Origin of the sequence: Rhizobium cerradonense, assembly GCF_030182455.1 — a bacterium.
Classification (GTDB): Bacteria; Pseudomonadota; Alphaproteobacteria; order Rhizobiales; family Rhizobiaceae; genus Rhizobium.
The window spans coordinates 312363-331995 of the sequence record NZ_JAQJCK010000001.1; the positions used below are offsets into that span (position 1 = coordinate 312363).

At 61.5% G+C, this 19633-nt stretch carries 18 protein-coding genes; 9 read left to right on the forward strand and 9 right to left on the reverse strand.

Features of this window, described 5'->3' with window-relative positions; all coding sequences use genetic code 11:
* Nucleotides 1–8 precede the first annotated feature (8 nt).
* From trpD to PH547_RS01565, 4 genes are read left to right on the forward strand one after another with little or no spacing between them, the layout of a single operon-like run.
* Nucleotides 9–1025: an anthranilate phosphoribosyltransferase gene (gene trpD / locus PH547_RS01550; RefSeq protein ID WP_104823119.1), complete on the forward strand. Its 1017-nt coding sequence runs from the start codon at nucleotides 9–11 to the stop codon at nucleotides 1023–1025.
* 12 nt (nucleotides 1026–1037) lie between these two features.
* Nucleotides 1038–1853, forward strand: a complete 816-nt coding sequence (gene trpC, locus PH547_RS01555; RefSeq protein WP_104823120.1) for an indole-3-glycerol phosphate synthase TrpC — start codon at nucleotides 1038–1040, stop codon at nucleotides 1851–1853.
* Nucleotide 1854: 1 nt separating this feature from the next.
* The gene (moaC, locus tag PH547_RS01560; RefSeq protein WP_104823121.1) at nucleotides 1855–2349 is read left to right on the forward strand and encodes a cyclic pyranopterin monophosphate synthase MoaC; all 495 of its coding nucleotides are present in this window, start codon (nucleotides 1855–1857) and stop codon (nucleotides 2347–2349) included.
* A gap of 2 nt (nucleotides 2350–2351) precedes the next feature.
* Nucleotides 2352–3578 (forward strand): molybdopterin molybdotransferase MoeA, encoded by a 1227-nt coding sequence (locus PH547_RS01565; RefSeq protein WP_285167293.1) that lies wholly within the window; start codon nucleotides 2352–2354, stop codon nucleotides 3576–3578.
* A 67-nt stretch (nucleotides 3579–3645) separates the two neighbouring features.
* Here the strand turns inward: PH547_RS01565 and gnd are convergent, their stop codons facing one another.
* On the reverse strand, nucleotides 3646–4671 hold the full coding sequence (gnd, locus tag PH547_RS01570) for a phosphogluconate dehydrogenase (NAD(+)-dependent, decarboxylating) (RefSeq protein WP_104823123.1): 1026 nt from the start codon (nucleotides 4669–4671) through the stop codon (nucleotides 3646–3648).
* A gap of 385 nt (nucleotides 4672–5056) precedes the next feature.
* On the opposite strand from gnd, the gene tehA reads away from it, so the two are divergent.
* The gene (tehA, locus tag PH547_RS01575; RefSeq protein WP_104823124.1) at nucleotides 5057–6058 is read left to right on the forward strand and encodes a dicarboxylate transporter/tellurite-resistance protein TehA; all 1002 of its coding nucleotides are present in this window, start codon (nucleotides 5057–5059) and stop codon (nucleotides 6056–6058) included.
* A 36-nt stretch (nucleotides 6059–6094) separates the two neighbouring features.
* Nucleotides 6095–6466, forward strand: a complete 372-nt coding sequence (locus PH547_RS01580) for a VOC family protein (RefSeq protein ID WP_104823125.1) — start codon at nucleotides 6095–6097, stop codon at nucleotides 6464–6466.
* A gap of 47 nt (nucleotides 6467–6513) precedes the next feature.
* On the opposite strand, the gene PH547_RS01585 is transcribed toward PH547_RS01580, so the two are convergent.
* Complete coding sequence (locus PH547_RS01585; RefSeq protein WP_104823126.1) at nucleotides 6514–7647, reverse strand: citrate synthase; 1134 nt, start codon at nucleotides 7645–7647, stop codon at nucleotides 6514–6516.
* A gap of 84 nt (nucleotides 7648–7731) precedes the next feature.
* Between PH547_RS01585 and PH547_RS01590 the strand changes: the two genes are divergently transcribed.
* Nucleotides 7732–8820: a citrate synthase/methylcitrate synthase gene (locus tag PH547_RS01590; RefSeq protein ID WP_104823127.1), complete on the forward strand. Its 1089-nt coding sequence runs from the start codon at nucleotides 7732–7734 to the stop codon at nucleotides 8818–8820.
* A gap of 29 nt (nucleotides 8821–8849) precedes the next feature.
* Here the strand turns inward: PH547_RS01590 and PH547_RS01595 are convergent, their stop codons facing one another.
* Nucleotides 8850–9725 (reverse strand): LysR family transcriptional regulator, encoded by an 876-nt coding sequence (locus PH547_RS01595; protein WP_199773549.1) that lies wholly within the window; start codon nucleotides 9723–9725, stop codon nucleotides 8850–8852.
* 509 nt (nucleotides 9726–10234) lie between these two features.
* On the opposite strand from PH547_RS01595, the gene PH547_RS01600 reads away from it, so the two are divergent.
* Nucleotides 10235–12136 (forward strand): TPR end-of-group domain-containing protein, encoded by a 1902-nt coding sequence (locus tag PH547_RS01600; protein WP_199773550.1) that lies wholly within the window; start codon nucleotides 10235–10237, stop codon nucleotides 12134–12136.
* Nucleotides 12137–12154: 18 nt separating this feature from the next.
* On the opposite strand, the gene PH547_RS01605 is transcribed toward PH547_RS01600, so the two are convergent.
* The 4 genes from PH547_RS01605 to PH547_RS01620 all read right to left on the reverse strand — a co-directional run bounded on the left by PH547_RS01605 (nucleotide 12155) and on the right by PH547_RS01620 (nucleotide 16227).
* On the reverse strand, nucleotides 12155–14014 hold the full coding sequence (locus PH547_RS01605) for a CHASE2 domain-containing protein (RefSeq protein WP_260303863.1): 1860 nt from the start codon (nucleotides 14012–14014) through the stop codon (nucleotides 12155–12157).
* Between the two features lie 13 nt (nucleotides 14015–14027).
* A complete protein-coding gene (locus PH547_RS01610; protein ID WP_104823130.1) occupies nucleotides 14028–14555 on the reverse strand; it encodes a FecR domain-containing protein in 528 nt (175 codons plus the stop codon).
* Between the two features lie 87 nt (nucleotides 14556–14642).
* A complete protein-coding gene (locus tag PH547_RS01615) occupies nucleotides 14643–15692 on the reverse strand; it encodes a HoxN/HupN/NixA family nickel/cobalt transporter (RefSeq protein ID WP_104823131.1) in 1050 nt (349 codons plus the stop codon).
* A 142-nt stretch (nucleotides 15693–15834) separates the two neighbouring features.
* Nucleotides 15835–16227: a rhodanese-like domain-containing protein gene (locus tag PH547_RS01620; RefSeq protein ID WP_104823132.1), complete on the reverse strand. Its 393-nt coding sequence runs from the start codon at nucleotides 16225–16227 to the stop codon at nucleotides 15835–15837.
* Nucleotides 16228–16292: 65 nt separating this feature from the next.
* Here PH547_RS01620 and ftrA point away from each other — a divergent pair, with 65 nt between their 5' ends.
* Nucleotides 16293–17330 carry a transcriptional regulator FtrA gene (gene ftrA / locus PH547_RS01625; protein ID WP_104823133.1) on the forward strand — a complete coding sequence of 346 codons (1038 nt, stop codon included), beginning with the start codon at nucleotides 16293–16295 and terminating at the stop codon, nucleotides 17328–17330.
* On the opposite strand, the gene PH547_RS01630 is transcribed toward ftrA, so the two are convergent.
* Both PH547_RS01630 and secG read right to left on the reverse strand, forming a co-directional pair.
* On the reverse strand, nucleotides 17293–18921 hold the full coding sequence (locus PH547_RS01630) for a CTP synthase (protein ID WP_104823134.1): 1629 nt from the start codon (nucleotides 18919–18921) through the stop codon (nucleotides 17293–17295). The two genes, ftrA and PH547_RS01630, sit on opposite strands and share 38 nt — an antisense overlap.
* A 144-nt stretch (nucleotides 18922–19065) precedes the next feature.
* A complete protein-coding gene (gene secG, locus PH547_RS01635; protein WP_104823136.1) occupies nucleotides 19066–19620 on the reverse strand; it encodes a preprotein translocase subunit SecG in 555 nt (184 codons plus the stop codon).
* Nucleotides 19621–19633: the final 13 nt, after the last annotated feature.

Below are 19633 nucleotides of genomic sequence, written 5' to 3' on the forward strand. Positions count from 1 at the left end.
GATAGCCGATGGCTGAATTGAAACCTTTCCTCGCCAAGGTCGCCAACCGCGAGGTGCTGACACGGGATGAGGCCCGTCAGGCATTCGAGATCCTGATGTCGGGCGAAGCCACGCCCTCGCAGATCGGCGCTTTCCTGATGGCGCTGCGCGTGCGCGGCGAGACGGTCGATGAAATCGTCGGCGCCGTCACAACGATGCGCGCCAAGATGCTGCCGGTGGAAGCACCTGCGGATGCGATGGATATCGTGGGTACCGGCGGTGACGGTGTTGGCACCTATAATATCTCCACGCTCGCCGCCCTGATCGTGGCCGGTGCTGGTGTGCCGGTCGCCAAGCATGGCAATCGCGCCCAAAGCTCCAAGGCTGGCACGGCCGACACGCAGTCCGTGCTCGGCATCAAGCTCGATGTCGGCCCCGAGACGATCGCTCGCTGCATTCGCGAAGCCGGAATCGGCTTCATGTTCGCGCAACTGCATCATTCCTCAATGCGCCATGTCGGCCCTTCGCGCGTCGAGCTCGGAACGCGCACGATCTTCAATCTGCTAGGGCCGCTGTCCAACCCGGCCGGCGCACGCCGCCAACTGCTCGGCGTCTTCGCGCCGCAATGGGTCGTGCCCCTTGCCGAGGTGCTGAAGGATCTGAATGCGGAAAGCGTCTGGGTCGTGTACGGCAACGGTATCGACGAGATCACCACCACCGGCCCGACGAATGTCGCCGCGCTTGAAGACGGCAAGATCCGCACCTTCGAGCTGACGCCTGCCGATTTCGGCCTGCCGCATGCCTCGCTGGCAGACCTCAAGGGCGGCGACGGCGTCTTCAATGCGGCAGCGCTGCGCGACGTGCTCAGCGGTGCGAAGAACGCTTATCGCGATATTTCGCTCGCCAATGCCGCGGCATCCCTCGTGATTGCGGGCAAGGCGGAAACGCTTCATGATGGCATGAGGCTCGCGGCTCAGTCGCTCGACAGCGGCGCGACCGCCGCCGCGCTGGAAAAGCTGATCGCCGTCTCCAACGCCGAAGAATAGGATTAGGACGTCATGACCGATATCCTCCAGAAGATCGAAGCCTACAAGCGCGAGGAGATCGCCGCCGCGAAGGCCAAGGTCTCGCTTGCCGATCTCAAGGCGATGCAGGCCGGCCAGTCCGCGCCGCGCGGCTTCCATAAGGCATTGGTCGCCAAGAAGGATGTCAGCGCCTTCGGCCTGATCGCCGAGATCAAGAAGGCAAGCCCGTCCAAGGGGCTCATTCGCCCCGATTTCGATCCGCCCGCCCTTGCCAAGGCCTATGAGTTGGGCGGCGCTGCCTGCCTCTCTGTGCTGACGGACAGCCCAAGCTTCCAAGGCGCACCGGAATTCCTGACCGCCGCCCGTGCCGCCTGCTCTTTGCCGGCATTGCGCAAGGATTTCATGTTCGAAACCTATCAGGTGCATGAGGCTCGCGCCTGGGGTGCCGATTGCATTCTCTTGATCATGGCCTCGCTTTCCGACAGCGATGCCGAGCGCCTCCAGGACGAAGCCTTCGGCCTCGGCATGGATGTACTGGTCGAGGTGCACGACGCCGAAGAAATGGAGCGGGCATTGAAGCTGTCTTCGCCGCTCGTCGGCATCAACAATCGCAATCTGCGCACCTTCGAGGTCAGCCTGACGGTCAGCGAAACCCTGTCCACCATGGTTCCCGAAGGCCGGCTGCTGGTCGGCGAAAGCGGTATTTTCACCCATGCCGACTGCAAGCGTCTCGAAGCCGTGGGCATCACCACCTTCCTCGTCGGCGAAAGCCTGATGCGCAAGGACGACGTGGCGTCCGCGACGCGCCTGCTGCTTACCGGCGAAACCGGCGTTCTGGCGGCAGAGTGAAATGAGCACGGAGAAAGCCGGCCTGACCCATATCGGCGCCTCCGGCGAGGCGCATATGGTCGATGTCGGCGACAAGGCCGAAACGGTTCGCATCGCCACCGCTGAAGGCCATGTGAAAATGAAGCCGGAGACGCTGGCGCTGATCCGCGAAGGCAATGCCAAGAAAGGCGATGTCATAGGCACGGCCAGGCTTGCCGGCATCATGGCCGCCAAGCAGACCGCCAATCTCATCCCGCTCTGCCATCCGCTGATGCTGACCAAGGTCACGGTCGATATCACCGAAGATGCTGCCCTGCCCGGCCTGCGCGTGACTGCTACCGCAAAGCTCACCGGCCGCACGGGCGTCGAGATGGAGGCGCTGACGGCAGTTTCCGTTGCCTGCCTGACGATCTACGATATGGCCAAGGCCGTGGACCGGACGATGGAAATCGGCGGTATCAGGCTCTTGGAGAAGTCCGGCGGCAAATCCGGCGACTTCCGTCATCCAGGGGCCTGAAGATGAGTCTTTTACCCGTTGTCGACGCCCAAGAACGTCTGCTGAATAGCGCAACGCCGCTCCATCGCGTCGAAAGCGTTGAACTCGACATGGCGGAAGGCCGGGTTCTCGCCAAGGATCTGGCTGCACGCCTCACGCAGCCGCCCTTCGATGCCTCGGCGATGGATGGCTATGCGCTGCGTTTCGAGGATGCCGCCGAACCGGGAGCGGAATTGACCGTGATCGGTGCTTCCGCCGCCGGTCACGCTTTCGAGGGTGTGGTCGGCAAGGGCGAAGCGGTCCGTATCTTCACCGGTGCGCTAGTTCCGGCCGGAGCCGATACTGTGTTGTTGCAGGAGGACGCGCTACGGCTGGAAGACGGCCGCATCCGCACCACCTATCCCCTGCGTAAGGGGCAGCATATCCGCCCGCGCGGCCAGGACTTTGCCGAAGGTGAAGTCGTGCTCGCGAAAGACACGGTGATGGATTTTTCGCGACTGACGGTTGCCGCCGCCATGAACCATCCGGCACTCGATGTGTATCGGCGTCCATTGGTGGCGATCCTTGCGACAGGCGACGAGCTGGTGACGCCGGGCAGCGAGCCCGGTCCCTCACAGATCATCGCATCAAATACATTCGGCATTGCCGCTCTCGCCCGCAACGCCGGCGCTCATGTGCTCGATCTTGGCATTGTCCCGGACGACAAGGCGGAAATCACCGCCGCGATTGGCCGCGCGCAGGTGGTGAAGGCCGATGTCATCGTCACGCTCGGCGGGGCCTCGGTCGGTGATCATGATCTGGTGCAGGCCACCATGGTCGAGGTCGGCATGCAGCTTGATTTCTGGCGCATCGCCATGCGTCCCGGCAAGCCGCTGATGGTCGGCAGCCTCGGCGAAACCCACGTCCTTGGGCTGCCAGGCAATCCGGTTTCCAGCCTCGTCTGCGGCCTCTTGTTCCTGGAGCCGCTGATCCGCAAGCTCGCTTTATTGCCGCCCGTGAAGCGTGAAGCCATGGCGCGGACCACCGTAACGCTCGCCGCCAACGATCAGCGCCAGGACTATATCCGGGCAACGCTGACGAAATCCGCGGATGGCGGCTGGCTGGTCGAGCCTTTTTCCAAGCAGGATTCCTCGATGATGAAGGTCTTTTCCCGCTCGGATTGCCTCATTATCCGCCCGCCGCGCACGCCCGAGCTTGTGGCCGGCTCTCCCTGCCCGGTTCTGTTGCTGCGTCCGGAGCTGATGAGCTAAGCCGGATATGAAAATGCCGGGCAGTTTGACCCGCCCGGCGCGAATGTCTTCCAATCGAAAGGGAAAATTACTTCGCCGGCTTCTCGTGATGGCCGCCGAAGCCTGCGCGCATAGCAGACAGCACCTTGTTGGCGTAATCGTCATTACCGCGCGAGGCGAAACGGCCGTAGAGAGCGGCGCTTAGCACCGGCGTCGGTACGCCTTCGTCGATCGCAGCCGAAATGGTCCAGCGGCCCTCGCCCGAATCCGAAACGCGGCCGGCATATTGCGACAAGGCCGCGTCGCCATGTAGTGCGTCGGCGGTGAGGTCGAGCAGCCAGGAGGTGATCACGCTGCCGCGGCGCCAGACCTCGCTGATTTCGGCGATGTCGAGGTTGTACTGATAATATTGCGGATGCGACAACGGCGCGGTTTCGGCGTCGGCTTCGGTGGTCTGCAGGCCGACATTGGCATGACGCAGCACATTGAAACCTTCGGCGTAAGCGGCCATCAGGCCGTATTCGATGCCGTTATGAACCATCTTGACGAAGTGGCCGGCACCCGACGGACCGCAATGCAGGTAGCCCTGCTCGGCGGTGCTGACGCTTGAGGCCGCTTCGGAGCGCATTTTCGACGGAGCGACATCGCCGACGCCGGGTGCGAGCGTCGCGAAGATCGGCGACAGGTGTTGCACCGTCGCCTTTTCGCCGCCGATCATCAGGCAATAGCCGCGCTGCAGGCCGAAAACGCCGCCGCTGGTGCCGACGTCGACATAGTGAATGCCTTTCGGCTTCAGCTCTTCGGCGCGGCGGATGTCGTCGTGGTAATAGGAGTTGCCGCCGTCGATGACGATATCGCCGTCTTCAAGCAGCGGAACGATCTTGGCCAGCTCCTTGTCGACGATCGCAGCCGGCAGCATCAGCCAGACGGCGCGAGGACGGGAGAGCTTCGATACGAAATCTTCGAGCGACGTGCTGCCGGTGGCGCCGAGCTTCTCAAGCTCCGTGATGCTTTCCGGACGCGCGTCGAAAACGACGGCGCTGTGGCCGCCCTTCATCAGGCGCTGCACCATGTTGCTGCCCATACGGCCAAGGCCAATCATTCCGATTTGCATGTGTCGGTCTCCTGGGAAGTTTAATCGGTTTGAAAACTCCATAAAGACATTTCGCAATCTTTGCCAATGAACAAATGACGGGCGAGCCATGCAGGCGTGCAGGATTGGGCGGAAAACGCCGCGTTCACGCATCTGTGATATTGCCCGTCGCTGTCCCTTGCTTTCGCGGTGCAATAAGCCAGAATATCTGCACCATTTTGATAGCCCGATTTCGCTTCGCTGGCTTGAACAGAAACGTCTAATTCAACAAAACTATCACAATTCGTTGTCGTAAGCTGCGTAGGCGAAATTCGATGCGAAATGGGGTAAGTTTCGTGATCGATCCGGTTTTCTTCAGAGCTCGTCTACGAAGGCGTTTAACGTTACGTCCGTCAACGGAGGCACCATGGCCATTCCCTTAAAACTGCCGCTCGTTCCGGCTGCATTCTTTGGCATGGTGCTCGGCCTTTCCGGTCTTGCCAACGCTTGGCGTGTGGCGGCGCGGGTCTGGCAATTGCCGGCGGCAATTGGTGAGACGATCACCTTCGTCTCGATAGCCGTCTGGGCAGTGCTGATCGTGCTTTACGTGCTGAAATGGGCGGTGGCCCGTGAAGAGGCGTCGAGGGAAGTGGTCCATCCCGTGCAATGCTGCTTCATCGGCCTCGTCGGGGTCGCCACCATGCTGGTCGCCGGTGGCTTGCTGCCCTATTCCCGCGTTGGCGCCGAATCTCTGTTTATCCTCGGCGCCTTATATACGCTTGCCTTCTCGGTCTGGCGCACCGGCGGTCTCTGGCAGGGCGGGCGCGACGTCACCACCACGACCGCCGTGCTTTATCTGCCAAGCGTGGCCGGAAGTTTCGTGACTGCGAGCGTCGCAGCCGCCCTCGGCTTTCCCGATTGGGGTCAGCTCTTCTTCGGCGCCGGATTTTTCGCCTGGCTGGCGATCGAATCCGCGCTGCTGCACCGTCTTCTGACAGCGCCGGCATTATCATCGCCGCTACGCCCGACGCTCGGCGTTCAACTTGCACCGCCGGCCGTCGGCGCGATTGCCTATATCAGCGTCACACAGGGAGCGCCTGACCTTATCGTGCATGCCATGATCGGCTATGGCATCCTGCAGGCCTTGATCATGCTGCGCCTCCTACCGTGGATCACGAAGGAGGCCTTTAGCCCCGCCTATTGGGCCTTCACCTTCGGTGCGACGGCGCTGGCGACTGCACCCTTGCGCCTGATCGAGCGCGGCGACATTGGCCCCGTCGCACAACTTGCGCCGATCCTGTTCATCGCCGCCAATATCGCCGTGGGATTGATTGCGTTCGCGACGATCTGGCTGATTGCCAACCGCAAACTGACCATCGGCTGGGTCGAGCTGTCGCGTCAGGACACCGGCGCTCTCGGACAGCGTTGACCGGCCGAGGCCTGCCGGAGAGTTTCAGGAGTGAATATGCTGGATCACGTTACAATTGGAGTTAGCGATGTGGAACGGTCGAAGGCCTTCTACGATGCGGCTTTGCTCCCGCTCGGGATCGAACGTCTATATGGCGAGGGTGCGATTTTTGCCGGATACGGGATCAGGCCGAGAGCCTTCTTCTGGATAGGACATCGCGACACGCCGCAAACTGGCGTTCATGTCGCCTTTGCCGCTGAAAGCAGAGCAATTGTTGATCAGTTTTATGAGGCGGCGCTGGCAGCCGGCGGGCTGGACAATGGACCGCCAGGCATCCGATCCCACTACCACCCAGACTACTACGGTGCGTTTGTTCTCGATCCAGACGGACACAACATCGAGGCTGTCTGCCGCTCGGCGGTGGGCTAAATCTGTCCGCAGATTGATTTCGGGGATCTGGCAGAGGCACCTGCCGGTCACTCCACCGGCGGACCGACGTAACGGGCGCGTGGCCGGATGAGATGACCGCTCGCGGATTGCTCCATGGCGTGCGCCAACCATCCGACAGTGCGGGCAAGCGCGAAGATGATCAGCGGCGCGTCCTGCGGCAGACAGCAGGCGGATGTCATCGCCGTCAGGGCAAAATCGACATTGACGGGTTCGCCGATCAATTCTTCCGCCGCCTTGCGCACCTTCGCGAACAAAGGCGGCAGCGTAAAGCAGGCAAGCAGCGCCCGGGCGCGCGCATCGCCGTCGGGATAGAGCGGGTGGCCGACCGCCGCCAGCGACCTCCCCTCGGCAAGATAGCTACGGACCGCCTCCTCAGCGCCGATTGAAGCAGCAAGGTCCATCAGCGAGCGCACGCTTTGCCACGCGCCGCCATGCAGCGGCCCGGTCAGTGTTGACAGGCCGGAAAGTGCCGCGGCCGATAGTGTCGCACCAGCAGAGGCGGTGATCCGCGCTGTGAAGGTCGAGGCATTGAGTTCGTGGTCGGCTAAGAGCACGAGAGAACGGCGAATGAGTTCGCCCGCATCAGGCTGGTTCCATGCTTCAGCAAGGCGCAGATGCAGTGGCACATGGGATAGGCCCGGTGCCAGCGCATCGGCAACCGTACCGAATACGCTTTCCGCTTCATTTCGCAGCGCCGGGAGCGAGCGCCCGAGCGACGGCAGGTCGGTTGAGGCGCGCTCGGCCAACGCCGAAAAGACCGCCGCTAGGGCGGATGACTCGTAATTGCCACCTTGCCCCTCCAGCCGCAAGGGCCGTTTCATGTCCCACAGGAGACAGGCCACTTCCTCCAAGGTCGCGTATTCGGCGAGCTTCGCCGCATCCTGCCCGCGATAGAACAGCCGGCCATGCGAAATTGTCGACAAGGCCGAAGGCAGCACAGGATCACCCCACTGGATGGCATCGGCTGCAACGGCCTCGGTCTTTCGCCGTCCCGCGTGGCGCGCCGCCAGCCGCTTGACGTCATCGGCGAAATAAAGGCTTCGCCGCGTGTCGGTTGGATCGGGTTTCGCACGGATGCGGCCACGGCTGACATTCGCGTAAAGCGTCTGTGATTTGGTGCCCAGGAGGTTCAGCGCCTGCTCTGCCGTCAGCCAGCTCATGGTTCCTCATATTGATCAATTGCATCAAGATTGACGTCAATGAAAATAGGACTGATCTAAGTGGGTAGTCAAAGGAGAAAAATGATGAAAAGTGGTCTCGAAGATATCATTGCTGCCGAAACCAAGTTGTCCGATGTGGACGGTGCTGCCGGCCGCCTGATCATCCGCGGTGTGTCGCTGGACGACTTGGTCGCGACCAGCCGCTTCGAGGATGTCGCCGCGCTACTGCTAGAGGGCTTGTTCGAGGAACATGTCGATGCCGCAAGCATCAGGGCGCAATTGGGCGCCGCGCGCGTGGAACTGTTCGCACATGTGAAAGCGGCTGATGCGGTCTTGCTGGCTCTGCCGCCGGTGGAAGCCATGCGGGCGCTGCTGGCTCGCATCGGAGACGGCGATGATTTTGCCGCGGTCATCCGCCTGATGGCGGCGCCAGCGGTCTTCCTGCCTGCCGTGCTGCGCCTTCAAAACGGCAATCGGCCGGTCAGGCCGGATGCCTCCCTATCTCAATCCGCCGACATCCTGCGCATGCTGACGGGCAAGCGCCCGACGCCACAGCAGACCGCCGGCCTCGATGCCTATCTGGTCACGATCTCCGATCATGGATTGAATGCTTCCACCTTCGCCTCTCGCGTCATCGCCTCGACCCATGCCGGCCTGACCTCCTCGGTATTGGCTGCGATCAGCGCTCTCAAGGGACCGCTGCATGGCGGTGCTCCCGGCCCGGTGCTCGATATGCTGGATGCGGTCGGTGAGCCCGCTAATGCCCGCGCATGGCTGTCGCAGGCGCTTGACCACGGAGAACGGCTGATGGGCTTCGGTCACCGCATATACCGCGTCCGCGATCCCCGCGCCGATGCACTGAAGACGGCGCTGCGGCCGATCTTTGCGAGCGGTCAGGCCGATGCTGGCCGCATCGCGCTCGCCGAGGCGATCGAAGCCGCGGCTCTGGCTCTGTTGAAGGAGCGCAAGCCCGACCGTCCGCTGGAAACCAATGTCGAATATTATACCGCCCTGCTGCTCGATGCTCTCGGTTTCCCGCGTAACGCTTTCACCGGCGTCTTTGCGATCGGCAGGACGGTGGGTTGGATCGCCCATGCGCGCGAGCAGATGCTCGATGGCCGCCTGATCCGTCCGCAATCGCGCTATGTCGGGCCTTTGCCGAAGGCTGCATAGTATTTGGCGGCTGGCGAGCCGAATGATCCTCAAGCGGCCGCCATCTGTCGCGGCCGCATCAACCCTTCGCGGATATGGCGGGCAAGTTCGGTTGCCGGCGGTGTCGCTCCGCTTTTAGACAAATGGAGGTTGATGGAAAAGACCGGCAGGTCCGGCAGACCATCGCCTGCGCCGAGAATATCGAGGTCGGCGGGAACGGTAGAGGCAAGCCAGGCGGTGATCGCAAGATCGGTGCGCACAGTGGCCGTCGTCGCTTCGATATTGCCGTTCTCGAACACGGTGCGCCAGCGTCGCCCGTCGTCTCGGAGCGCCGCGAATACCGACGGTCGGAAGGCGCAGGTATCGGCCACCATCGAAATCGGCAGCGGATTCTTCCGATGGGCGCCGCCCGCTTTTGCACCCACCCAAACCAGCCGGTCGATCGCCAGGCATTCGCCCTTGGACGTGCCGAGCGGCTCTTCGATGACGCCGAGATCGATCACGCCATTGTCGAGCGCCTGCATCAACTCGGGCGATGAGCCACAGACCAGAGAAATCTCTACCTGCGGATGACGTTCCGCATAGGACCTTAGAACCGGCGCCAGAACCGTTCCGACGAGATCATGGGGCACGCCGAGCCGCACGCTGCCTTCTACGGTGGTTTCCGCCATGTCGGCCCAGATATCATCATTGAGGATCAGGAGCCGGCGGGCATTGCCGAGCATCCGCTCTCCCGCATCCGTCAATCGCAGTCCGCGATTTTCCCGCTCGAAGAGAGCACAGCCCAGCATCTCCTCCAGTCGCTTGATCTGCTGGCTGACAGCGCCTTGCGTCATGTGCAGCATTTTGGCGGCAACTGTCATGCTGCTGTGATCGGCAACGGCGGCGAAAGTCCTGATAAGGGCGATATCGAAGTTTCTGGCCATGTCCGCATCATAAACGCTAATGCATCTGGCCTTCAACATTCGTTTTTCTGATGGCTGCCATGCACCTATGTCTCTACTGGAAATGGAGACCAGCCCGCGTGACCATTGAAGCCTTGCTATTCTGATTCTCTTTACGCTCGTCTCGACTGTCACGCCAGGCACCGCCGCGACGCTTCCCAAAGTTCTTGGCGCGTTCTCAATTTTTCGTCGCCTGCCTCCCTGTGATTTTCATCATTCCCATGGGGCACGGATAAAACCAAAAATGGCGAATATACCGCCAAATATGTGGGATTTTGCGTAGTTCGGGCTAGCGAAAATGGTGAAACTATAGCCCTTACCACAAAGGGACTAACCACAAAGACCGCTCGCTTCTTGGTGTGGAATGGTGCTATCTGCGCGCCCTAAATGTTTTCCAACTGCCACGGTGCAATATGGAACGCTACGCACGACATTGTGACAATATCGGCGTAAACTGCAGCCTTAGACCACGGGATGAATTCGGGGGGCACTTGGAGCGCCGACTGACTGCCATTCTTGCTGTGGACATCGTGGGCTACAGCCGCTTAATGGGGATGGACGAGGCCGGCACGCTGGCAGCGGTCAGGCAGCATCGTGCCGAAGTTCTGGACCCCAGGATCACCGAACATAAGGGGCGCATCGTCAAGCACACCGGCGATGGCATGCTGGTCGAATTTTCGAGCGTAGTGAATGCAGTCGCCTGCGCCGCCGAAATTCAGCGCGATATGCTGACGCGAAACGAAAACGCGCAGCAGGAGCGCCGCATCGAGCTGCGTATCGGCATCAACCTCGGCGACGTCATTGTCGAGGATGGCGACATCTTTGGCGAAGGCGTCAATCTGGCGGCCCGCCTAGAAGCCATTGCCGAGCCGGGTGGCATCGCCGTCTCCGCTTCGGTGCGCGATCATGTCGGCTCTCGCCTTGGCGTTTCCTTCGAAGATCGTGGCGAGCATTCCCTGAAGAACATCGCCCATAGCGTTCGCGTCTACACCGTTTCTCTCAGCGCGCCGACGACGTCATCGGTCATCGCTCTGCCGAGGCGGGATGGCCGCAAACGGCTGGTGGCGGTGCTGCCTTTCGTCAACATGAGCGACGATCAGGAGCAGGAATATTTCTCCGACGGGATTACCGAGGATCTGATCACCGATCTCTCGCAGATTTCGGACCTCAATGTCGTCGCCCGCAACACCGTCTTCACCTACAAGGGCAAGTCGGTGAAGGTGAAGCAGATAGCGCAGGAACTAGGCGCCGATTTCGTGTTGCAGGGCAGCGTCCGCAAGGCCGCCCAGCGCGTACGTATCACCGGCCAGCTTATCGACGCCCGCAACGGCGCGCATCTCTGGGCCGGCCGTTTCGATCGCGACCTGACCGATATTTTCACCATTCAGGACGAGATTACTCATGCGATCGTCGACCAACTGAAGATCAAGCTCCAGCCGGAGGAGAAGAAGGCGATCGAAAGCGAACCGACCGCCAACATCGAAGCCTATACCTACTATCTTCGGGGGCGGCAGTTCTCGCATGCCTGGACGCGGTCATACCTGCTGCTGGCGCGGCGTATGTTCCTGAAGGCCGTCGAGCTCGATCCGGATTACGCCCGCGCCTATGCCGGCATAGCCGATTGCGACTCGGCGCTGAGGGACTGGAGCCCGCGCGAGTTTCCGCTGGAAAACATCATGGCGATGAGCGCCAAGGCGCTGGAACTCGATCCCAATCTGGCCGAGGCCTATGCTTCGCATGGCCTGGCTTTGCATCAAAGCGGCCAGAACGAGGAAGCGACGGCCGCCTTCGCTCGGGCCATGGCGCTGCAGCCGAACCTTTACGAAGCGAATTTCCACTACGGCCGCTTCCTGTTCATGCAGGGCCGGTTCGAGGAGGCCGTGCATTATTTTGAGCGCGCGGCAACGATCCGCACCGATGACTATCTGTCGCCCGTGCATCTCATCAGTGCCTTCCGCTCGCTCGGAAAGACGGAGGACCTGGAGCATTGGGCAAGGATTGGCGTCGAGCGTGCGGAACGAGCGCTCGATCTCAATCCGGAAAACTCAGGCCCCGCCCACCGCGGCGCTATCGCCCTCGCCCATCTTGGCGAGGCCGGGCGAGCCCGGGAATGGGCTGCGCGTGCGCTCACGATCGATCCGGACGACGTTTGCACCCAATATAATGTTGCCTGCGCCTATGCCGTACTTGGGGATCGCGAAGCAGCGCTGGACCTGCTCGAAAGATTGCTGCCGATGAGCTCTGCCTATCAGGTGCTCTGGTTCAGCAATGATTCTGATCTGGATTCGCTGCGTGACTCGCCGCGGTTCCACAAAATGTTCGAGAGGTTCAATGTGGGGCATGCCCCGGCGGAGGAGCACAGAGTATCCAGCGAAGACGAAGCTCTTTGCTAGAGCTGCACTCTTCCGGGATCAGGCCCGGCTGCGCCATAACCAGACGGCAAGAGAACCGGCACGACCGCGCAGGCTCGCTTCGATCGGACCATCGAGCTGGCCTTCCGTATAGGGTTCGCTGTCGCGTCCGGCAGATTGCAGCAGGTCGTCGCTGAACGCAATCTCGGCATTGCTGCGGGCAGCCACCTCCATCAGGCGGCTGGCGACATTGACGGTGTCGCCGGTCGCCGTGATCTGCTGGCGGCCGTGACCGCCGAGCCTGGAGGCGACGACGGTGCCGAAATGCGCGCCGATCTTGAAGCCGATGCGGGAGGCGATGGACTCCGGCAGGGTTCCAAACCAGCCTCTCATTCGATCGGCCAGGCGAATGCAGCAGCACGCCGCATTGGCGGGATCATCCCTCTTCGGCTGCGGCAGGCCGAACAGGATCATGGCACCATCGCCCATGAAGCTGGTGATGGCACCGCCGCAAGCTGACACTTCCTCGTCGACGAGATCGTAGAAGCCGTTCAGCAGCTCGCGCACCGCCGTTGGGCCGATCGCTTCGCTGAGGCCGGTGAACCCGTTGAGATCGATGAAGACAATGGCCGCTTCCTGGCGCACCGGGTCCGCCAGGAAGCCGGGATCGCGGGCAAGATGTTCGGCAAGGCCCGGCGCCTGAATGCGCTGCAGGAGTTCGCTCTGCTGCTCGAAATGCCTGGCCTGCTTGCGACCCAGCCAGAGCTGCACGGCACCGAACAACAGTGCCGGCGGTATCGCAGCCGCGATCGGCACGGCGGCACTTAGCCAGATGCCATGCTTGAAGGCGCTGATGTTGATCGACAGCCAGGCAAGGATGACGCAGAGCGCTATGATCAGGCCGATAGTGTTGCGCCGCCAGGCAAGCAACCCGACGAGAACGACCGGCAGGCCAATGGCAAAGCCGAGGTCAATGAGGCGCACGTCGCGGTCGCGGACCAATCCATCCCCGGCAATCAGATGCGTGATTGAAGTGGAAATGACCTCGACGCCCGGCAGCACCGGATCGAAAGGCGTCGGAAAGACATCGCCGCCGCCGGTAACGGTCGCGCCGATAACGACGATGTGGTCCCTGATCGCCTCCTCCGGCAATTGCCCTGTTAGCGCTGCACTGGCGCCGATGGTGCGGATCGTGCCACGCGGACCGTAGAAAGAGAGCGGCAAGAGATAGCCGGTATCGGTATGCACCAAACGATCGCCAAGCTTGATGTGGTCGGAAATGACCGTCGTAGGCTCGCCGGTGGCGGCGGAAACGACACGCAGCGAGAAGGATGGTTCGATCCGCCCGCCGCTGCGAAACAGCATGGGCACGAAACGCGGCGTTCCGGTCTTGTCGGTCTGGACGTTGACGACACCATAGCTCGCTGCCTGCGCAAACCGAGGCAGCGGCTCCAGGAATTGCAGGGCGCTGGGGACGCGCGCAAGCGGCTCCTTGCTGTAGTCGGCAACACGCTGGCGACTTTCGGGAAAGATGCCGGCGACGGCCAGCACGGCGTTGGTCTTTCTCAGCGATTGTGCCAGCGCTGCATCGTCGGCCTCCGCGCCAGGATCCACCAAAAGCATGTCGAGCCCGATTGCTTTCGGCTTCAGCGCGGTGATGGCATCGACGACTTTCGCGAGGGTGGCACGGGGTAGCGGATAGTGGCCCGCTTGACGGGACGCCTCGTCATCGATGGCGACGATGGTAACGATATCGGGCGGTTGCCGGGTACCGCCGAGCACGTTCCTGAGATTGGTCAGCGTCGCCTCGGCACCGTCGATAAAGGGAATATCGCCGCGCAGATGAGCGATGCCAAGGCCCGCACCCCAGACGGCAGTCAAGACGAGCGCAATCAGCGTCTGCAGCGGTGGTCTGCGCATGGGAATCAGGATCTCACTGGCCGAGGCGGCCCATCAGCGCGCTTATGCGTGGTTGCTTCCAATTCGTAACGCGCAGGGGACCGCGGCTGCGATCGACATCAACCCCCTGCCCTCGTCCAAGCGTAACTCCTTGCCCGGTCGAAACCTTGTTAACGGCGACGCGGCCGCGCAAAACCAGTACGGATGTCTTGCCGCGCCCTGCGTCGACCGCCCATCGTGTGCCGCGCACCGCAGCGATCGCCTGCGGTGTTACCACTTCGAACCCACCCTTGATGCGGCTGTTGTCGACATCGACCAGCGCCGCCTTGCTGTTGAGCACGACAGCGTCCACCTGGCCGTCGCGATTGCGGTCGGCAAGCCGGTAGCTTGCTCCGCGCTCGATAGTAATGCTGAGGCCCGGCTCACAATTGAGCGTCTGGCGCTCGGCACTCACCGCCGCTCGCAGCGAACAGCCGGTCGTTTGTGCAGAGGCCGAGCCGGTCCCGGCCACGCACAGAACGGCTATTCCGGCAGCGGTGAGAAAACGGTTTGTCTGGATCATGATTGTGCCCCTTCACGAAATATGATTGTGGTCGCGGACACTAAATTCCAGCCGCGGCAATATAAATCTGTGAGAAGTGATGATGCGTCAGGAGTGGTTAATCTGCAAGTTGTCGTAGCCCTTGGCTTTGTAGAGGATGGTCGAAACCAGCCAGCTCAGCAGGAAGATGCCTACGACCGCGAAGCCGAAGTTGGCGAGATTGTCGTTGAGATCGCCGATGAAGCTCCAGACGCCGCCCTCAAGACCGAGCTTGTCGGAGATCAGCCCCAGGGCCTCGATACCGCCAATGAAGATCGCAACGACAACCGAGGCCGCGGTGATGGTCAGATTGTACCAGAGCTTGCGCACCGGCTTGACGAAAGCCCAGCCATAGGCGCCGGTCATCAATATGCTGTCGCTGGTGTCCATCAGCGACATGCCGGCGGTGAAAAGCGCCGGGAAGACGAGAATGGTCCAGAAGGACATGCCCTGTGCCGCCTGCGCCGCGGAAATGCCAAGCAGGCCGATCTCGGTCGCCGTATCGAAACCGAGACCGAAGAGAAAGCCGATCGGGTACATATGCCAGGAACGGGTGACGACCTTGAACATCGGGCGGAAGATACGTCCCAGGAAACCACCGCCGGCAAGCAGCGTATCAAGATCCTCCTCCGCGATCCTCCCGCCCCTTTGCGCTCGTCTGAAGGCGGACCACACGCCCTTGAGGACGAAGAGATTTGCAATGCCGATCAGCAGCAGGAACGCGGCCGAGACCGCCGTGCCGATGACGCCGCCAATATCGTGGAAGGAATCGAGTTGGCTCTGCATGGCGGCCGCCGTTGCGGCGATGACAACAGATGCAAGCACGACGATGGTCGAGTGGCCCAGCGAGAAAAAGAAACCGACCGCATAGGGCTGTTTCGGCTCCTGCATCAGCTTGCGCACGACGTTATCGATCGCGGCGATATGATCGGCATCGAAGGCGTGGCGAAGCCCGAACATATATGCGAGAAACGCAGTGCCCAGCAGCGACGGCCTGTCGGCGAAAGCGGCCCAGGCCCAGATCCATGCGGCAATATTGAATGCGATCAGCAGCACGAAAGTGAAAGCTATCTTGGCTCTGGATCTTTCCGCGCGATCGTCAAATGGATTGAGAATCATACTTTTTTCCCGCTATGCTTATGTGCACAGTGCCACGGAGCGGGAAACGGCGCGACAGTCAAATAGCGTATATGCCAAGTTTTTCCGCACTGTCACAAAAATGAGCAAACCCGGCGAAGGCCGGGCTTATCTTGTCGATTTGTCAGCCCACTTCGAACGGATTGCCCTCATCCGCCCAGCCTGTGATGCCGCCGATCATCACCTTTACGCGCTTGCCGAGCGTGCCGAGACGTAACGCCGCCTTGTCAGTGCCGTTGCAATGCGGTCCTGCGCAATAGACGACAAACAGCGTTTCGTCGGGCCACTCACTCATCTTCCGCGCGGTCATTTTGCCATGCGGGAGGTTGATCGCGCCGGGAATATGCTGCTCCTGAAACAGGGCCGGCCCGCGCACGTCGATCAGGACAAAGTCCGCGTTGCCTGATGTCATCGCCTGATAGACGTCGGAGCAATCGGTTTCGAAAGCAAGCTTCCGGGCATAGTGCTCTGCGACGACACTCGGCGCTGCGGCAGGGATTTCACTGACTAGGGACATGTAACGCTCCTTCTTCCGTTCGGTGCATTCATGCCTGAGCGGTCCCAGAGTTGAAATTGGCCGAAATGCCATATAGCGTCAACATCATGCCAAATGCAGACACCACCAATCTTTTCGGCCCGCATGTCGTCACCCTCGTCTATGACGGGCTTTGCACGTTCGAATTCGGCGTCGCTTATGAAATCTTCGGCCTGCCACGCCCGGAAATGGGCAACGACTGGTACCGGTTTTCCGCCTGTGCAATCGAGGATGGCCCGCTTCGTGCCGCCGGCGGGCTGACGGTGCAGGTCGACCACGGGCTTGAGATCATTGCCGACGCCGATCTGATCGTCGTGCCTGGTTGGCGCGGCATAGGGACGCTCGTTCCTGCCCCACTGCTCGCCGAGCTGCAGGCAGCCAGCCGCCGCGGCGTGCGGATCATGTCACTATGCTCGGGCGTCGCAGTCCTTGCCGCCGCCGGATTGCTCGCGGGCCGAAAGGCGACGACGCATTGGCGCTACGTAGATTCCATCGCCGCGCGCTACCCGGACATATCAGTGGACGCCGATGTTCTCTATGTCGATGAAGATAGCGTGCTGACCGCCGCCGGCAGTGCGGCCGCTATCGATCTCTGCCTACATGTCGTGCGCCGGGATTACGGATCTGACATAGCCAATAGTGTCGCCCGTCGTCTCGTGGTGCCGCCGCATCGCGAAGGCGGTCAGGCGCAATATATCGAGACCCCGGTTCTGAAACAACGCGAGGGCGCGCGCTTGGGTCCCTTGCTCGAATGGATGCGCGAGCGTCTGCAGGAAGATCAGCCCATTGCTGTGCTTGCAGCGCGGGCGGGAATGAGTGTGCGGACCTTCCAGCGTCGTTTCGAGGCGACTACCGGCATGGCGCCGGGCGAATGGCTATTGAGCGAGAGGCTGCGGCGCGCTCGGGATCTGCTCGAAAAGCAGGCTGCCATTTCGCTTGACGATGTGGCAGTGGCGAGTGGATTTGGATCGCTTGCCACCATGCGCCATCATTTTCGGGAGAGGCTTGCGGTCAGTCCGAGCGACTACCGCAAGCGATTTGCCGCCCTTAAACCAGTCGGCTCTGTTCCGTCGCCGCTTCGATGAAGCTCGAGAACAGCGGGTGCGGTTCCAGCGGTCGGGACTTCAGTTCCGGGTGATACTGGACGCCGATGAACCACGGATGATCCGCATATTCGATCGTTTCCGGCAGGACGCCATCCGGTGACATGCCCGAGAAGGTCAGGCCGCAATCTTCCAGCTTGTCCTTGTAGTCGATGTTGACTTCGTAGCGGTGGCGATGACGCTCGGAAATGTCGGTCGAGCCGTAGATTTCGGAAATCTTGGTGCCCTTCTTCAGCGCCGCCTTGTAGGCGCCAAGCCGCATCGTGCCGCCGAGATCGCCGGATGCCGTGCGCTTCTGCAGTTCGTTGCCCTTCAGCCATTCCGTCATCAGGCCGACGACAGGTTCGTTGGTCGGACCGAATTCGGTGGAGGATGCGTGTTCGACACCGGCGAGATTGCGGGCCGCTTCGATGACAGCCATCTGCATGCCGAAGCAGATGCCGAAATACGGCACCTTCCGCTCGCGCGCGAAGCGGGCCGCATGAATCTTGCCCTCGGAGCCCCGCTCGCCAAAGCCGCCGGGTACGAGAATGCCGTGGACCTTTTCGAGATATGGCGCCGGATCTTCCTTCTCGAAGACCTCCGACTCGATCCATTCAAGCTTGACCTTGACGCGATTGGCGATACCGCCGTGGTGCAGCGCTTCGATCAGCGACTTATAGGCATCTTTGAGACCGGTATATTTGCCGACGATGGCGATCGTTACCTCGCCTTCCGGCGTGCGGATGCGGTTGCAAACCTCTTCCCATTGTTCGAGCCGCGGCTTCGGCGCCGGCTCGATGCCGAAAGCGGCGAGCACCTCATTGTCGAGGCCTTCCTTATGGTAGGCCATCGGCACATCGTAGATATTGGCGACGTCGAGCGCCTGGATGACGGCGGACGGACGAACGTTGCAGAACAGCGAAAGCTTGCGGCGCTCGGCCTCCGGGATCTCGCGATCCGCACGCACAAGCAGGATGTCCGGATGAATGCCGAGAGCCTGCAGCTCCTTGACGGAGTGCTGCGTCGGCTTGGTCTTCAGCTCGCCGGCAGCCGGGATGTAGGGCATCAGCGTCAGGTGGACATAGATCGCCGTGCCGCGCGGCAGGTCGTTACCGAGCTGGCGGATGGCTTCCATGAAGGGCATCGCTTCGATGTCGCCAACCGTGCCGCCGATCTCGCAGATGACGAAATCATAATCGTCATTGCCCTCGACAACGAAATCCTTGATCTCGTTGGTGACGTGCGGAATGACCTGAACGGTGGCGCCGAGATAGTCGCCGCGGCGTTCCTTGTCGATGATGTTCTTGTAGATGCGACCCGTCGTGATGTTGTCGGTCTTGGTGGCCGAACGACCGGTGAAGCGTTCGTAATGGCCGAGATCGAGGTCGGTTTCCGCGCCGTCGTCGGTGACGAAGACTTCGCCGTGCTGGGTCGGGCTCATCGTGCCCGGGTCCACGTTCAGATAGGGGTCGAGTTTGCGCAGGCGGACCCGATAACCGCGGGCCTGCAACAACGCTCCGAGAGCCGCGGCCGCAATTCCTTTTCCGAGGGAAGAAACCACGCCGCCAGTGATGAATACATATCGCGCCATGGGAGTCACCGGATACCTTTTAACAAATGATTCCGCCAGCCCTAAAATTCGTTTCCGGAATTTTGGACACAGAACGCGGAATGTTGACAAAACAAAACCGGCAGATCCAAGGACCTGCCGGAGGATGATCGTAGCTGACCGGGCTTACTGGCCGGTCGGAACGCCGTTGCCACCCTGGGCCGGCGTTGTTGTCGTCGCAGGAGCCGTCTGCTGACCGGTGGCCGGAGCAGGCTGCGTCGTGGTAGTTGTGGGCTGGGTCGCCGTAGCGGCCGGTGCCTGTTGGGTTGCCGTCGGAGCAGGCTGGGTCGACGTCTGAGACTGCGGAGCAACCGCGCCGCTGTTCGGAACGCCGTTATTGTTGGCTGGCTGGGACTGGCCGCCTGCCGGTGCTGCGCCCTTCTGGCCGCCGAGCGAATCGAGAATGCCGTTGCCCTGGCCCGCCGTGCTCGGAATACGGTTGAGAATGTCGGTCGGACGTCCCTCGAAGCGAGACAGCACGTTCATGCCGAGCGCCAAAACGAAGAACAACGCCGCCAGGATCGCCGTGGTCCGTGTCAACGCGTTGGCCGTGCCGCGTGCCGACATGAAGCCCGATCCGCCGCCAATGCCCAGGCCACCGCCCTCCGAGCGCTGAATCAGCACCACGCCGATGAGAGCGATGACAACCATGAGATAGATGACAAGCAGTACGGTTTGCATAGGTCCAGTCCTG

Bases quoted from the DNA above. Each gene is read 5' to 3' on its own strand.
- trpD (WP_104823119.1), top strand. From the start codon at position 9: ATGGCTGAATTGAAACCTTTCCTCGCCAAGGTCGCCAACCGCGAGGTG.
- trpC (WP_104823120.1), top strand. From the start codon at position 1,038: ATGACCGATATCCTCCAGAAGATCGAAGCCTACAAGCGCGAGGAGATC.
- moaC (WP_104823121.1), top strand. From the start codon at position 1,855: ATGAGCACGGAGAAAGCCGGCCTGACCCATATCGGCGCCTCCGGCGAG.
- PH547_RS01565 (WP_285167293.1), top strand. From the start codon at position 2,352: ATGAGTCTTTTACCCGTTGTCGACGCCCAAGAACGTCTGCTGAATAGC.
- gnd (WP_104823123.1), bottom strand. From the start codon at position 4,671: ATGCAAATCGGAATGATTGGCCTTGGCCGTATGGGCAGCAACATGGTG.
- tehA (WP_104823124.1), top strand. From the start codon at position 5,057: ATGGCCATTCCCTTAAAACTGCCGCTCGTTCCGGCTGCATTCTTTGGC.
- PH547_RS01580 (WP_104823125.1), top strand. From the start codon at position 6,095: ATGCTGGATCACGTTACAATTGGAGTTAGCGATGTGGAACGGTCGAAG.
- PH547_RS01585 (WP_104823126.1), bottom strand. From the start codon at position 7,647: ATGAGCTGGCTGACGGCAGAGCAGGCGCTGAACCTCCTGGGCACCAAA.
- PH547_RS01590 (WP_104823127.1), top strand. From the start codon at position 7,732: ATGAAAAGTGGTCTCGAAGATATCATTGCTGCCGAAACCAAGTTGTCC.
- PH547_RS01595 (WP_199773549.1), bottom strand. From the start codon at position 9,725: ATGGCCAGAAACTTCGATATCGCCCTTATCAGGACTTTCGCCGCCGTT.
- PH547_RS01605 (WP_260303863.1), bottom strand. From the start codon at position 14,014: ATGCGCAGACCACCGCTGCAGACGCTGATTGCGCTCGTCTTGACTGCC.
- PH547_RS01610 (WP_104823130.1), bottom strand. From the start codon at position 14,555: ATGATCCAGACAAACCGTTTTCTCACCGCTGCCGGAATAGCCGTTCTG.
- PH547_RS01615 (WP_104823131.1), bottom strand. From the start codon at position 15,692: ATGATTCTCAATCCATTTGACGATCGCGCGGAAAGATCCAGAGCCAAG.
- PH547_RS01620 (WP_104823132.1), bottom strand. From the start codon at position 16,227: ATGTCCCTAGTCAGTGAAATCCCTGCCGCAGCGCCGAGTGTCGTCGCA.
- ftrA (WP_104823133.1), top strand. From the start codon at position 16,293: ATGCCATATAGCGTCAACATCATGCCAAATGCAGACACCACCAATCTT.
- PH547_RS01630 (WP_104823134.1), bottom strand. From the start codon at position 18,921: ATGGCGCGATATGTATTCATCACTGGCGGCGTGGTTTCTTCCCTCGGA.
- secG (WP_104823136.1), bottom strand. From the start codon at position 19,620: ATGCAAACCGTACTGCTTGTCATCTATCTCATGGTTGTCATCGCTCTC.